This window comes from uncultured Boseongicola sp. (genome assembly GCF_937988555.1).
In the GTDB taxonomy this organism is placed as follows: Bacteria; Pseudomonadota; Alphaproteobacteria; order Rhodobacterales; family Rhodobacteraceae; genus Boseongicola.
Genome location: NZ_CALJXO010000025.1, coordinates 1 through 14,634 on the forward strand (window position 1 = coordinate 1; position 14,634 = coordinate 14,634).

At 56.8% G+C, this 14,634-nt stretch carries 15 protein-coding genes; 5 read left to right on the plus strand and 10 right to left on the minus strand.

Annotated elements, in window-relative coordinates; all coding sequences use genetic code 11:
* Positions 1–2,049 (plus strand): 3-hydroxyacyl-CoA dehydrogenase NAD-binding domain-containing protein (locus Q1B15_RS01135; protein WP_299748879.1); only part of this gene is annotated, 2,049 nt, incomplete at its 5' end.
* Positions 2,050–2,157: 108 nt separating this feature from the next.
* Here Q1B15_RS01135 and rpsD read toward each other — a convergent pair.
* Positions 2,158–2,778 carry a 30S ribosomal protein S4 gene (gene rpsD / locus Q1B15_RS01140; protein ID WP_299748882.1) on the minus strand — a complete coding sequence of 207 codons (621 nt, stop codon included), beginning with the start codon at positions 2,776–2,778 and terminating at the stop codon, positions 2,158–2,160.
* A 191-nt stretch (positions 2,779–2,969) separates the two neighbouring features.
* Positions 2,970–3,917, minus strand: a complete 948-nt coding sequence (locus tag Q1B15_RS01145) for a lipid A-modifier LpxR family protein (RefSeq protein ID WP_299748885.1) — start codon at positions 3,915–3,917, stop codon at positions 2,970–2,972.
* A gap of 145 nt (positions 3,918–4,062) precedes the next feature.
* Here Q1B15_RS01145 and Q1B15_RS01150 point away from each other — a divergent pair, with 145 nt between their 5' ends.
* The gene (locus tag Q1B15_RS01150) at positions 4,063–4,203 is read left to right on the plus strand and encodes a hypothetical protein (RefSeq protein WP_299748887.1); all 141 of its coding nucleotides are present in this window, start codon (positions 4,063–4,065) and stop codon (positions 4,201–4,203) included.
* A 10-nt stretch (positions 4,204–4,213) separates the two neighbouring features.
* Here the strand turns inward: Q1B15_RS01150 and Q1B15_RS01155 are convergent, their stop codons facing one another.
* Both Q1B15_RS01155 and Q1B15_RS01160 read right to left on the minus strand, forming a co-directional pair.
* Positions 4,214–4,567: a hypothetical protein gene (locus Q1B15_RS01155; protein ID WP_299748890.1), complete on the minus strand. Its 354-nt coding sequence runs from the start codon at positions 4,565–4,567 to the stop codon at positions 4,214–4,216.
* 595 nt (positions 4,568–5,162) lie between these two features.
* A complete protein-coding gene (locus Q1B15_RS01160) occupies positions 5,163–5,351 on the minus strand; it encodes a CTP synthetase (RefSeq protein WP_299748893.1) in 189 nt (62 codons plus the stop codon).
* Between the two features lie 507 nt (positions 5,352–5,858).
* Here Q1B15_RS01160 and Q1B15_RS01165 point away from each other — a divergent pair.
* The 3 genes from Q1B15_RS01165 (at position 5,859) to Q1B15_RS01175 (ending at position 7,753) form a co-directional block, all read left to right on the plus strand.
* Positions 5,859–6,494 carry a hypothetical protein gene (locus Q1B15_RS01165; RefSeq protein ID WP_299748895.1) on the plus strand — a complete coding sequence of 212 codons (636 nt, stop codon included), beginning with the start codon at positions 5,859–5,861 and terminating at the stop codon, positions 6,492–6,494.
* A gap of 24 nt (positions 6,495–6,518) precedes the next feature.
* On the plus strand, positions 6,519–6,782 hold the full coding sequence (locus Q1B15_RS01170; RefSeq protein WP_299748898.1) for a hypothetical protein: 264 nt from the start codon (positions 6,519–6,521) through the stop codon (positions 6,780–6,782).
* A gap of 212 nt (positions 6,783–6,994) precedes the next feature.
* Positions 6,995–7,753 carry an SDR family oxidoreductase gene (locus Q1B15_RS01175; protein ID WP_299748901.1) on the plus strand — a complete coding sequence of 253 codons (759 nt, stop codon included), beginning with the start codon at positions 6,995–6,997 and terminating at the stop codon, positions 7,751–7,753.
* A 167-nt stretch (positions 7,754–7,920) separates the two neighbouring features.
* Here the strand turns inward: Q1B15_RS01175 and lepA are convergent, their stop codons facing one another.
* From lepA to Q1B15_RS01205, 6 genes are all read right to left on the minus strand, one after another.
* Positions 7,921–9,720 carry a translation elongation factor 4 gene (lepA, locus tag Q1B15_RS01180; protein WP_299749009.1) on the minus strand — a complete coding sequence of 600 codons (1,800 nt, stop codon included), beginning with the start codon at positions 9,718–9,720 and terminating at the stop codon, positions 7,921–7,923.
* A 215-nt stretch (positions 9,721–9,935) separates the two neighbouring features.
* Positions 9,936–10,199 carry a hypothetical protein gene (locus tag Q1B15_RS01185; protein WP_299748904.1) on the minus strand — a complete coding sequence of 88 codons (264 nt, stop codon included), beginning with the start codon at positions 10,197–10,199 and terminating at the stop codon, positions 9,936–9,938.
* 142 nt (positions 10,200–10,341) lie between these two features.
* On the minus strand, positions 10,342–10,863 hold the full coding sequence (locus Q1B15_RS01190; RefSeq protein ID WP_299748907.1) for a hypothetical protein: 522 nt from the start codon (positions 10,861–10,863) through the stop codon (positions 10,342–10,344).
* A gap of 274 nt (positions 10,864–11,137) precedes the next feature.
* Positions 11,138–12,430 (minus strand): xylose isomerase, encoded by a 1,293-nt coding sequence (xylA, locus tag Q1B15_RS01195; protein WP_299748910.1) that lies wholly within the window; start codon positions 12,428–12,430, stop codon positions 11,138–11,140.
* Positions 12,427–13,866 carry a xylulokinase gene (gene xylB, locus Q1B15_RS01200; RefSeq protein ID WP_299748913.1) on the minus strand — a complete coding sequence of 480 codons (1,440 nt, stop codon included), beginning with the start codon at positions 13,864–13,866 and terminating at the stop codon, positions 12,427–12,429. The genes xylA and xylB overlap by 4 nt, the downstream gene beginning before the upstream one ends.
* Complete coding sequence (locus tag Q1B15_RS01205; RefSeq protein ID WP_299748915.1) at positions 13,867–14,625, minus strand: ATP-binding cassette domain-containing protein; 759 nt, start codon at positions 14,623–14,625, stop codon at positions 13,867–13,869.
* Positions 14,626–14,634 lie beyond the last annotated feature (9 nt).

Below are 14,634 nucleotides of genomic sequence, written 5' to 3' on the forward strand. Positions count from 1 at the left end.
ATTACCTCAGGCAAGGACACATTCGCCGGTGGAATGGACCTCAAAACGCTTGCCACAATCAAAGCCGAAGGCGGCGACACCCCCGCACCTGCCCTGTTTGACTTCATCATGAACGGCCACCGCATCCTGCGCAAAATTGAACGCGCTGGGATGGAGCCGAAGACCAATAAGGGTGGCAAGCCAATAGCGTGCGCTATTGCGGGCCTCTGCGCCGGGATCGGCACCGAGATCGCGCTGGCGTGCCATCGCCGCTTCATGGCCGACACTCCGAAAGGCAAAATCGGCCTGCCTGAAATCCTTGTTGGACTCTTCCCGGGCGCGGGTGGCACCACACGCTATTCCCGCATGGTTGGCGCAATGAATGCGGCCCCTGTCCTCCTCGAAGGCAAAATGCTCGACCCCAAAAAAGCCAAATCCGCGCAACTGATTGACGAGGTCGTCCCCGCCGAAGACCTCCTTGCAAGTGCCAAAGCCTGGGTTCTGTCGGCGACCAATGGCGAGATCGTTAAACCCTGGGACCAAAAGGGCTGGAAAATGCCCGGCGGCGCACCATACCACCCCGCAGGTTTCATGACCTTCGTCGGCGCGTCAGCGATGATCAACGGCAAAACCAAAGGCGTCTACCCCGCCGCAAAAGCCCTGCTGTCATCAATCTACGAAGGCGCGCTTGTGCCCTTTGACACCGCCCTGAAAATCGAAGCCCGCTGGTTCACCTCGATCCTGATGGACCCGACATCTTCGGCCATGATCCGCTCCCTCTTCCTCAACAAAGAGGCGCTGGAAAAAGGCGCAAACCGCCCCGATGTGGAGGATGAAAAAGTACAGAAGGTCGGTATTCTCGGCGCAGGCATGATGGGTGCAGGCATCGCCTATGTCTCGGCCAATGCCGGCATCGACGTCGTACTGATCGACCGCGAACAGGACGCCGCCGACCGCGGAAAGGGCTATGCAGAAGGCATCCTCGACAAAGGCATCCAGCTCCGCAAAGTCACCGAGGACAAGAAGGTACAGGTCTTGGGCCGCATAACATCGACAACCGATCTGCAAGCACTGAAAGGCTGCGATCTGGTCGTCGAGGCCGTCTTCGAGGATCCGCGCGTCAAAGCCGAAATGACCAAAAAGGTCGAACCGATCATCGGCGACACAGCGATCTTCGCCACCAACACATCGACCCTGCCGATCACCGAGTTGGCCAAGGCCAGCGCACGACCAGAGCAATTCATCGGCATCCACTTTTTCTCGCCGGTCGACAAGATGCTGTTGGTCGAGATCATCAAGGGCGCGCGCACCGGTGATCGCGCCGTCGCCAAAGCGCTCGATTTCGTGCGCCAAATTCGCAAAACCCCGATCGTGGTCAACGACGCTCGCTTCTTTTACGCCAACCGCTGCATCCTGCCCTACGGCAAGGAAGGCATCCGCATGGTGGCTGAAGGCGTCGAACCAGCGCTTATCGAAAATGCAGCCAAACTGCTCGGCTTCCCCCTTGGGCCGCTGCAATTGACCGACGACACCACAATCACCCTCAACGCTTCCATCGCCCGCGCCACCAAGGCCGCGATCGGCGACGCCTACGCGGACCAGACCACCGACGAGGTCCTCTTCTGGCTCGAAGCCGAAGGCCGTCTGGGCCGCAAAGCCAAGGGCGGGTTTTATGCCTATGACGCGGCTGGCCGACGTGCAGGCACATGGGATGGTCTCCACGAAAAATACCCGCTTCTTAACGATCAACCCGATCTCGCCGACGTCCAGCACCGTTTGATGATGGCACAAGTGCTCGAAGCCGTCCGATCCTTCGAGGATGGCGTCCTCACCGACATCCGCGAAGGCGACGTCGGCGCGATCCTCGGCTGGGGCTTTGCCCCTTGGTCTGGCGGCCCGTTCTCTTGGCTCGACATGATCGGTGCTGCCAAAGCCGTCGAGATCTGTGACGCGCTTGAAGCAACCCACGGCCCACGCTTCAAAACCCCAGCGCTCCTGCGCGAGATCGCGAAAGCAGGCGACACCTTCTACGGCCGCTACGGTGGCGGAACCTCACCAAAAGCTGCCTGAGGGTTCAAGCCCTTCACCGCGTCAAAAATACCTCTGCGGGAGGCAGAAAATAAAACAAAAGGCCGCCCGGTTGGGCGGCCTTCCTTCGTCTTAACGCTCTGAAGAACCTTAGTTCTGAGCGTAATATTCGATCACCAGGTTCGGTTCCATCAACACTGGGTAAGGCACATCGCCAAGACCCGGTGTGCGCACGAACGACGCTGTCATTTTCGAGTGATCCACTTCAAGATAATCCGGAACATCACGCTCGGGCAGACCAGCGGCCTCCAGAACCAATGCCATTTGCTTGGAACGCTCACGCACTTCAATCACATCACCTTCCTTCACGCGGTAGGACGGTATATTGACGCGCTTGCCGTTCACCAGAACATGACCGTGGTTCACGAACTGACGGGCTGCAAACACAGTCGGCACGAACTTCGCACGGTACACAACCGCATCCAGACGGCGCTCAAGAAGACCGATTAGATTTTCGCCCGTGTCGCCCCGCACACGCGCAGCCTCGGTGAAGATACGCTTGAATTGCTTTTCAGTCAGATCGCCGTAATAGCCCTTCAGCTTCTGCTTCGCGCGCAGCTGCAAACCAAAGTCGGACAGTTTGCCCTTGCGGCGCTGACCGTGCTGGCCCGGGCCATACTCGCGACGGTTAACTGGGGATTTCGGACGACCCCAGATGTTTTCACCCATCCGACGGTCAATTTTGTACTTGGCAGACGTGCGTTTGGTCACGGCTGATCTCCTTCTTAGAGCGTCCCCATACAAGGGACTATGAAGGGCGTTGTCCTCTGGCATCCGGCAGTTTTTTGCGAACCGCTTGTGCCTGACAGGGAACCTCTTGCGAGGGCCACCAACACCAATGAAGTCCGCTGCTTAAAGCGGCACCACACCCCTGTCAATGCTCATAGAAAAAAGGTGTCGCGTCAGAACGGCCAGGCCACCTGAAACGTCCCCACAACCTGCCCCTCGGTCTGCGCCTCAAACTCTTCGCCAAGCCAGGCAAAACCGTAAAACACATCCCATGGATAGGCCCCGTAATGCACGCCCGCGCGCACCCGCGCGCGCACCTGCGTCAGCTCATAGCCAAGCGCCTTGGGCAGATAAATACTGTCCACCACCCGCGCCACATCCGCACCAATCACCACATTAAAGCCGGCATCACCGCCCCCAAGCCCGACCGGCACCCGGTGTCCGGTGGTCACGGCACGCACCATTTGATCACCACGCCCCAGGCGCCCGAACGTCACATCAAGCCCGGCCCGCAGAAAGTCCTCCATCCCGATTTGCGCCTCAACAAATGGCCGCACGCGCGCCGCGCCAACATCCCAGACCCGACCAATCTCACCGCTCAGATTAAGCCGCGCCGTATCTTCGATCTGGAAATCCTCCAACGTCGGCACCGTAAACCCCAACGCCTTGTGCAACTCCTGCTGCAAATCAAGCAGTCCCGTCTGCGGCCCCACAACCACCAGATCAAGGCCGCCGCGCACCTCAAAACCACTTGGCGCGCTATGGGAATGCACGCCAAACGCCAAAACGCCTGCATGCCGCCGATCGCTGGGGTCAGGCGCTTCCAAGTCCGAGGGCGTCAAAATGTCCGTGCGAAACCGAAACTCCAACAACTCTCCGAACCTCGTCGGAGCCGCCCCCTCCCAAGAAGACCCATAAAACGCGCCATACTGCACCGACGCGCTTTGCCACCGGTCCAGAAATTCCCCGATGGAATCGTTAGAAATCGCCAAAGACCAGCCGAGCCGCTCCCGCTCGCCCGCCTCAGCCACCCCGATGCCCAAGACCACCGCTGCCGCCGCCGCACTCAATCGCCAGAGATTGCCAAGACCCACGCCTCCTTTGCGGCGCCCGCGCGTCACACCCGCAGGCTGTCCGCCGCAATAGAATCACGCCAATCCCACTCCATCAACCCCGGAGAAATCCACATCAATCGCTGACATCGCGCAATTTATCCTTGCCGACCGTCCACGCGACCGCCAAATTCCTCTTCAAAGGAGACCAAGCATGTCCAGAAATCTTACACGCATCTGTGCCCTGATCCTCGGCGCCACAGCGCTTTCGGGCTGTGTCCCCGTCGCCATCGGCGCAGTCGGAGCCGTCGCCGCAGACTCAATCGCTGAAGATCGCGGCAACGACCTGTTTTAAGGCCAAGCCCTTACAATAAAATAGCCAGCACCACAGCCAGCCCGGTCAGCCCAAGCATCACCGAAGACGCCAGCTTCAGCTTCAAGATATCGCGCGCCAGAACGCCCGCGCCATAAGTCGTCGCTTTAAAGTCATCGGTCATATCAGATTTCAGGGCGTGAATGTCATCAAGCGCCGATCCGCCCGCCAATACACCATAGGCGGTCACCGTCAGCGTCAGCACCATAAGCGGTGCGGAGTAATCACCCGGTCCGAAATGAAGCGCCGCTCCGATCACCGCGAAAGCAAATATGACAGTACGCATAATACCGGAATACTCAGCAGTGCGTGCGTGAACGATCGTCTGGCGAAGCTCTGGTGACATGGCAAACATCCCCTTCCTGTTTTGAGGGGACTGTGCGGAGTTTTCCCGCCGCTGTCTATGTTAGCGTTGCTTGGCGGCCTTAGGCGTCAGGCATCCGTGCTGCGATTGCGACGCAGCGTGCGCACCATCAGCTTATACAACAAAATTACGCCCGAGGTGTAACCAAGGACCAAAACCGCCCATCCGGCGGTCGTAAGGCTCATAACAACTTCCATAATATCATCCCTAAAAACGATGTTCGGAGATTGTGTGGCCGAGGATTGTGGTCAGGATTTGACGGAAGTGTGGGGAGAATGGGGTTGGTTCTATTCTCCGCTCACACCACGCACGCTTAGCTCTCGTCGCTCCGTTTTTTCAGAGTGCGCGACACCACAAGATATAATAGTGCAACGCCACACAGAACGCCCGCTACCGCGATGCCAGAGCTGGTCGAAAAGGTATTCATAAGAGCAGTCATATCAAGATCTCTTTCATGTCAGGTCTGGTAATCTCTAACGCGAGACTGTGGCGGGAATGTGGTGTGAGACGAATGCGCGCCGCCGCGGCCCTCTGCGAAAGGGGCCCCGACGCATGTACCATTGCGACGCCCAGGCCTCTATTTCACCCCCGTCTGGGTTTCCTTCGCAATGTACCAAGAAAGAGGGAGCGCGGCGAGAAAGCCAACGGCGCCCGAGATGACAAGCGCCTGGGCCGTGTCAAACCCAAGCGTCAAAGCCGCAATACTAGCGGACCCAGCAAGTGTGGTGCCGACGAAGATATGAATGGCGAGCGTAAGAAAGAGCATTCGGGCCGCCATAGGATGGGGTATCGGGAGAGTTCCTGAGTTTGAGAGGTAGGGCCTTGATGCATGCCAGGTTTGGGTTGTCTTTGGGCGGATACCTAGTGGCTGGCACCCGACCCTTAAGCGCGGCTCAGGCGAGTTGGGTGAACTCACAAAACGCTTGCTTTCCATCGGGATAACTAAGCGTCGGGACGTTCGATCACGTCATGAACAGTCACTATCGAGTATGGCACGGCCCTATTTCCCGAATATTAAGCCTAACCATCTACATTTAACCCGTTTTAGTAGATATTTTCGTCGTATCCTGCGATCCCATGTTTGATACGTGGCAAAGCGAGTTCGGCACCATAAGTGATGGCCGGCGATTTTTCCGATACCAGATGTATCAGAACTCTTTCGCCTGACCTCCCAAGCCATTTCTTGTGGTGGAAGGGGCGTAAATTCCAGATTGCTCCTCAGCACTTCTTGGCGTCAACTGGCTGTCTTCGAAAATAGGCTAAGGATAATTGTATGCCCGGATGGGTCACGCTTGATTGCAATGGCACACCGCATTGCCGTCATGAAAACGGCTTCGCTTGCTATGCCGGCAAATTTTATCTGTTTGGGGGAAGACGGATCCAACCGGTGGATATATTCGATCCCGAAACCAACACCTGGACACATGGCGCGCCGCCACCGATCGAAATTCATCACTTTCAGCCAGTAATCGTGGGTCATCAAATTTGGCTCCTAGGCACAATGACAGGGTTGTTTCCGCGGGAAACACCTCTGGAGACCGTTTACATCTATGACCCCGAGGCCGATCGCTGGCTAGAGGGGCCTGAAATACCACAGGCGCGACGGCGCGGTGCATCGGGCTGTGCCCTGCATAGTGATGGCTGGATTTATGTCGTAGGTGGCATTGTGGACGGGCATCACGCAGACACCCAAGCCTGGTTTGACCGGATTAATCCCGAGACCGGCGAGTGGCAAATCTTGCCAGACGCGCCCAAAAAGCGCGACCATGCGCCCTGCGCGATTGTCGGCGACAATCTTTTTTTCTTCGGAGGGCGCGAGACAGGCCGCCACAACGGTACGGATTACAACGCACTGTTTTTTGCTACGATCGGGGATGTTGATGTGTTCAATTTCGCCACAAAGGAATAGTCAGTCCATGCCGAGCAATTGCCTGTGCAGACTGCAGCAGGCGGAACCGGCGTCTTAAACGGAAAGATCCATTACGTGGGCGGCGAAGCGGGCCGGATGGAAGCCTTTAGTGAGATGCAAATCTTTGAGCCAACAGCGGGTAAATGGTCGATGGGAGCGCCGCTCAATCGCGCGCGACATGGCACCAATTGCTGCGTGCATGATGGAAAATTATGGATCGCGGCAGGCAGCGGCGCTAGGGGCGGTGAACCTGAACTAACGAGCATCGAAGTCATTGCGATTGGGTGAGTGGCAGGCCCTGACCAAAAGAGGCTCCAAGCCGACATCCTGCACACCATTTTCGGGTAGTCTTGATTGACTGGTCAAAGTAGAATGATGTCGGGCGAGCCTTGAGGTATCTCTAAGGGCTGTGTTTAGTCATATGCGGACCCTATGAAGACGCCCCGCTCCGGCAAAACCGGTTTTCAAAAACAAAGACAACAATTTGAAGAGTCAAAGACATGCGCCAAGACTTCGCGAGCTATCCCAGTCTTTCGGGAAAAACAGTGTTCATTTCTGGCGGTGCCTCTGGGATTGGGGCAGAAATAGTTGCGGCCTTCGCTTCGCAAGGAAGCCGGGTTGGCTTCCTGGATATAGACCAAAAGGCCAGCGCCGCGCTTACGGACGCAACCCCCGGCGATATCACTTACGAGATATGCGATCTCAAGGATGTTGATGCGCTGCGCTCCGGCCTCGGCAATCTTAAATCGCGGATCGGCCCTGCTTCCGTCCTTATCAACAACGCCGCCCGTGACGATCGCCATGACTGGGCTGATGTGACGCCCGACATTTGGGACGAGCGGATGCATACCAACCTTCGGCACATGTTCTTTTCGATTCAGGCGGTGGCGCCCGATATGATAGCAGCCGGCGGCGGTTCAATCATCAACATGGGTTCAAATTCCTGGTGGGAGGCCGGTGGCGGGTTTCCTGCATATGCGACTGCCAAAGCTGCGGTCCACGGGCTGACCCGCACAATGGCGCGCGATCTGGGCCAACACCGTATCCGCGTGAATACCGTGGTCCCTGGTTGGATCATGACCGAGCGTCAAAAGACACTCTGGGCGACACCGGAAGCGCTGGAAAAACATCAAGACCGTCAATGTCTGCCCGACCTGATCGATCCGGTCTACGTTGCCCGCATGGTGCTCTTTCTTGCATCGGCCGATGCTGCAATGTGCTCTGCAAACAACTACATGGTCGAGGCTGGATCAATCTGAACACCCGCTATTGGCGAAAGTCTCAACGGATCAACGCAACACTTTAGTCTTTTAGGAAAGATGGAGCGTAGACCAAGGCCTATCCTCGCCAGCCATCTGCGCTTTGAGCGCAGTCTGGACGTTGCAAAAGAACTTCTGAACCAGTCCAGCGCGTCGCGTCGCGTGCTCTAGCCATCCATCTTCAGCGCATTGATAAATGCTTCCTGCGGGATCTCCACTTTTCCGAATTGCCGCATCTTCTTCTTACCAGCCTTCTGCTTATCCAGCAGCTTCCGCTTACGCGATGCATCGCCACCGTAACACTTCGCCGTTACGTCTTTGCGCATCGCTGAAAGCGTTTCGCGGGCAATCACCCGGCCACCAATCGCCGCCTGGATTGGGATTTTGAACATGTGGCGGGGGATCAGCTCTTTCAACTTTTCCACCATCGCCCGGCCCCGCATATCCGCCCGGTCCCGGTGCACCATCATCGAAAGCGCATCCACAGGCTCGTCGTTCACAAGGATCGACATCTTCACCAAAGCGTCCTCGGTATAGCCAAGCATCTGGTAGTCAAACGACGCATAGCCCTTCGTCACAGACTTCAGCCGGTCATAGAAATCAAACACCACCTCGTTGAGCGGCAGATCATACACCACCATCGCACGGCTGCCCGCATAGGTCAGATCCATCTGAACCCCGCGCCGATCCTGACACAGCTTCAGAATGTCCCCAAGGTATTCGTCCGGCACCAAAATCGTCGCCTTAATGCGAGGCTCCTCGATGTGCTCAACGTAGGTCATATCCGGCATATCGGCAGGGTTATGCAGCTCAACCATCGTGCCGTCGCGCATGAAGACGTTGTAAATCACGCTTGGCGCCGTGGTGATCAGGTCAATGTCATACTCCCGCTCGATCCGGTCGCGGATCACCTCAAGGTGCAAAAGTCCCAGGAATCCGCACCGAAAGCCAAAGCCAAGAGCCGCAGACGTTTCCATCTCAAACGTGAACGACGCGTCATTCAGCGCAAGCTTATCAATCGCGTCGCGCAGGTCCTCGAAGTCGTTCGTATCCACCGGGAACAACCCACAGAACACCACCGGCACCGACGGCGCAAAGCCCGGCAAAGCCTCGGCCGTTGGCTTTTTCTCGTGGGTGATCGTATCGCCAACCTTGGTGTCGCGCACCTGCTTGATCGACGCGGTGAAAATCCCGATCTCGCCCGGTCCAAGCTCTGCGATGTCAACCATCTGCGGCTTCAGCACCGACAGCTTGTCGATCCCGTATTTCGCGCCGGTCTGCATCATCTTGATCTGATCGCCTTTGCGGACCAATCCGTCAATCACCCGGATCATCACCACAACGCCCAGATAGGCGTCATACCAGCTATCGACCAGCATCGCCTTCAAAGGCGCATCGCGGTCGCCCTTCGGGGCCGGAAGCCGCGCCACAATCGCCTCAAGCACTTCCGGGATACCGACGCCCGTCTTTGCCGAGATTTGCACTGCATTCGATGCATCAATCCCGATCACGTCCTCAATCTGCTCCGACACGCGATCAACATCCGCCGCAGGCAGGTCGATCTTATTGAGAACCGGCACGATCTCGTGGCCTGCATCAATCGCCTGATACACATTCGCCAGCGTCTGCGCCTCGAACCCCTGAGAGGCATCAACCACAAGCAAAGACCCCTCAACCGCCTGCATCGACCGCGACACTTCATAGGCAAAGTCCACGTGCCCCGGCGTGTCGATCAGGTTCAAGATATAGGTGATACCATCCTTCGCCGGATACTCGATCCGCACGGTGTTCGCCTTGATCGTGATCCCACGCTCGCGCTCGATGTCCATGCTATCAAGCATCTGAGCTTTCATATCGCGTTGCGCGACAGTGCCCGTCAGCTGGATAAGCCGGTCCGCCAAAGTGGATTTTCCGTGGTCAATATGGGCCACGATCGAGAAGTTACGGATATGTGCGAGATCGGTCATAACGCTGATATGTAGGGGTTTGATGAGGTTGGCAAGTAGCGGCATTTGGCCCGCCGTCGCCTACGTCACCGTCACCTCTGGAATCGCAAGGTCATTGCTCCCCTCATGGGTGCAGACCGGCGGGTAAAACCTCTGTCGAACCCAGATGTTCTACCCGCCAAATGCAACGTTTCGCGTATCAAGAAAGCTGTCCATATCAAGCACGTCGATGCACTTTACGCCGCCCACCGGCGCGCTCCAGAACGCCGAGTGGCTGTAGCTCGACACAAAAACACACCCGTGCCATCAGGCGACACCGCCATATTGAACAACCGCCAACAGTCTTGACCGCACGACGTCCCGCCACACAATCGACGTTCGTTCACAGTGTGGATCAGAAACACATCTTTCGACTTCACCAGAAGCACCAGAAGCACCAGAAGCACCAGAAGCACCAGAAGCACCAGAAGCATATCGGGATTGGCCGTCGGCGCAATCATCCCAACCTCTTCGTCTTCGGCAAATCCCTATACCAGAGCGGAGGCCTCTCCCGTCTGTACATCGTAGAAAAGGAAAGGCTGCGGTTCGTTCGGTGGACCGCCAGGGGAATAAACATCCCCCCTCTCCATCCACGTGAAATACCTAAGGAACACGCGCCGAATGGCCCATGCCGTGAAAAATCCCATGCGCAAGTCGTACCGAAGCAGTCCGCCATGCCCCCCAGGTCATCAGGTACAACACGTCTGCAAAGTCAGGCTGCAGCCCCATTCCTTTGATCCCAAGCTGTTGGACCACAACGCCGCTGCCCGGACCGACCTTGCGGGTGCTCGCAATCGAAAACGGCGCGGCCAAACGTACGTCGGGAATTTCTTCGATCCTCGGATCAAGCGCATAAACGTGGGCGCCGCGATCTCTCTTTGGTCGGCCCGACCCCATGGTCGCAAAGTAGATCAGTCCATCCGAAGCCTTTTGCAGGAAAGTGTGGACTTTGTAGTGGCTCTCGCCGTTCCGCCAATTGCCGGCGGCCGTAGAAACCAACTTCAGATCCCCCAAAAGCCGTATCCGGTCTGTACCCGGATCCAGCGCGAAAATTGCAACATTTCCCGCAACCTCATCATGGTTAGAAACGGCAATATAAACCGTGCCATCGTCCCCTTGCCCCATGCCCGACCATACCGGGGGGAAGCGCAAAACCGGGCAGCAAAGGCCCGACCGCTTGCGTCTCGTCTACCGTGAAATGGATGAGGCGTGCGCTTGGCTCGCCCGAAGCCGCGAGAAATGCGACCTACAACAACCCCAATGGCCCAGACGCCCGATTAACACGCTTACTGACGCCCTAGAAAGCCCACACAATTGCCCGAAAAACCCAAGCAAAGGGCTCAAGTGAACCCCTCCAGCTAAATCCCCCTACGATCCTTTTCTTTCGTGGTCTAACGGCTCAAGTAAACCGGCTCACATAGTTCTCCAACCGTTCCTGTCGTCCGGACTTCGGCCCCGGCGGAACGGCTTGCCCGCGTACCTCACTGTGGATGCTCCCCAAGTCACGTGATGCTAAATCATTGCCGTGCCAACCAGCATAACGCGCGCTCCGTGCGTTTTCGAGACCACCGTCTTCCAACATTGCATGAGCCGCCTTGAAACCACGCGCGCACACATCCATCGCGCCAACATGCGACAGGATCAGATCTTCAGGATCAAGCGACTGGCGCCGCAACTTCGCATCAAAGTTCGTTCCACCTGTCGTGAACCCACCGGCACGCAAAACCTCGTAGTACGCCAGCGCAACCTCACGCGGATTATCAGGGAACTGATCCGTATCCCATCCCGACTGATAGTCATTGCGGTTCATGTCAATCGACCCGAAGATCCCCAAAGCCGACGCCATCGCAAGCTCGTGCTCAAAACTGTGCCCCGCCAAAATCGCATGCCCCTGCTCAAGGTTAACCTGAACTTCCTTTTCCAGCCCGTACTCTTTCAGGAACCCATAAACCGTGGCCACATCGTAATCGTATTGATGCTTTGTCGGCTCCTGCGGCTTTGGTTCAATCAATATTGCGCCCTTAAAACCGATCTTGTGCTTGTATTCGACGACACGGCTTAGAAACGCGCCAGCCTGCGCCCGCTCTTGCGCCAAATCCGTATTCAGCAGCGTCTCATATCCCTCACGACCGCCCCAAAGGACATAATTTTCGCCGCCCAGCGCCTTGGTCGCATCCATGCAGGATTTTACCGTCGCCGCCGAATAGGCATAGATGTCCGGATCCGGGTTCGTCGCCGCCCCAGACATGAAGCGCCTGTTTGAAAACAGGTTCGCCGTCCCCCAAAGAAGCTTTACCCCCGTCGCCTCCATTTTCGCCGCGAAGATGTCCGTGATCTCTTTCAGCCGGTCTTCACTTTCCGCAAAATTCGAACCCTCTGGGCGCACATCAGCATCGTGAAAACAAAAATAGGGTGTGCCGAGTATCTCGAACATCTCGAACGCGACGTCCGCCTTTAACCGCGCGCCCGCCATGTCATCGGAAAACCAGGGTCGCTCGAAAGTTTGCCCACCAAAAGGGTCCCCTCCGGGCCAGGCAAACGAATGCCAGTAAGCCACGGAAAATCGAAGATGATCCTCCATCCGCTTGCCCGCGACCATTTCATCGGCGTCGTAGTGATGAAAACAAAACTCATCGTCTGTCTCCAAATCCGCAAATTTTAGCTTCGAAATACCTTTGAAAAAGTCAGTCATGTCAGTCCCCTAATCGCATCTCGAGCCTCGGTATAGGCACGGTGGCCAGCATCAAACGCCTCAGTGAAGGCTGTATCAGGCTCAATCGTCCGCGCTATTTTTGGTTGGCCGGCAATTTCTGCGCCGGCTCCGGTTGCCGCCATCATGCCCAGCCTTGCAGCCCCAAACGCACCGCCGAAGTCGCGCGCAATTGGCAAATCGATTGGCCTATCAAGCGCTGTCGCTATCGCAGACAGCCAATACGCAGAATTACTCCCACCACCGACGGCAAGCAGCTGTTCGATTTGGGTTCCTGTTGCAGCCAATGCGTCCCGGCAATCGCGAAATGCAAATGCAACGCCCTCAAGGACAGCTCGCGTGGCCGCTTCGGTGTCAGTCGAATGCTCAAGCCCGATAAAGGCGCCACGAATGGCCGCGTCATTCAGGGGCGTGCGTTCACCGCCAAGGTAGGGCAGGAACCGGGTTTTCCCCGGAGGTTTCAGCGCCCCAAGCCCGCTTGTCAGATCAGCGCTCGATTTTCCGGTCAGGCCCGCAAACCAATTCAGCGCATCTGTGGCAGCAAGGATTACACCCATCTGATGCCATGTATCCGGCAATGCGTGACAGAATGTATGCACAGCCGTCGCCGGGTCAGGCTGATATCGGTCGTTGGCCGCGAACAAGACCCCAGATGTGCCGAGCGAGACAAACGCCTGCCCAGCCTTCACGACCCCAACACCAATTGCGGATGCGGCATTATCTCCACCGCCGCCTGCAACGACGACACCTTTTGGCAGCCCCCATCGCATCGCCAGTTCATCACGCAGTGTGCCAGACACCTGAGACCCTTCGACAAGGCGTGGCATGTGATCGCGCGACATTTCAGTCGCCGCAAGCAATGCGTCAGACCAATCACGCTTTCCTGTATCCAACCAGCTCGTCCCGGCCGCATCCGACATCTCAGCCACATGCTCGCCCGTCAGCCAAAGTCGCAGATAGTCCTTAGGCAATAGAACCTTCCGCATTTTTGCAAAAATTGAGGCTTCGTGCTCCCTCACCCAATCAACTTTGGGGGCCGTGAAGCCCGGGAACACAATATTCCCAGTGATGGCCCTAAACTGAGGATCGCTGTCAAGCCGGGCAGCTTCGATATGGCTGCGGGTGTCATTCCACAAAATACAGGGTCGCAACACCTGATCAGCACCATCCAACAACGTCGCGCCGTGCATGTGGCCCGATAGCCCGATGCCTCTAACCGCGCCAAGCCTGCCCCCTTCAGCGAGTGCCCCCAATACAGCTTCGCAGGCCCCAAGCCAGTCGGAAGGGGCCTGTTCGCTCCAGCCGCTATGGAGACGAGATGTATTCAGCGGCGCGCTTGCTTCAGCCAGGATCTCCTGATCATCGTCAATCAGGATCCCCTTCAGGCCAGAGGTTCCCAGATCTAGTCCGACGTACATTTAGGCAGCCTTTGCTGACGGCTTCCCAAGAATGATCATGCCAAGGATTTCCTCGTCAGTGACCTCGTCGACGTTGACGGTGCCAACCAATTTGCCGTTCTTCATAACTGACGCACGATCGCAAAGTTTCATCACATTGTGAATGTCATGCTCGATCAGGAAAATACCAAGCCCCTGCTTTTTCAGCTCTTCAATCAGCTCGGCCACCATTTGCGTCTCCTGTGGACCAAGTGCCGCCGTAGGCTCGTCCATGATCAAGATTTTGGCATTGAAATAAACCGCTCGAGCAATCGCAACTGATTGCCGTTGCCCACCAGAAAGCGCGGAGACCGGCACATTGAACTTTTGAAAGTTCGGATTGAGGCGATGCATGATCTTACGGGTCTCGGCCTCCATCTTGGACTCGTCCACGAACCCCATTGAATTGACCAGTTCACGCCCAAGAAACAGGTTTGATGCCGCATCAAGGTTATCGGCTAACGCGAGGGTCTGATAGATCGTCTCGATGTTTTGTGCACGTGCGTCTCGCGGGTTTTTAATCTCAACCTTTTCGCCGTTGATAAAAACTTCGCCAGCATCGGCCTGATAGGCGCCTGAAAGGCACTTGATCAGGGTCGATTTTCCAGCCCCGTTGTGGCCCAGAAGGCCCACAACTTCACCGGCATGTAGATCGACGGTTACGTGGTCCACGGCTTTGATGCCGCCGAAAGAGATCGAAAAATTGCGCATTTCGACCAAAGGTGTTCCTGTATTGCTCATGGTGTTCCC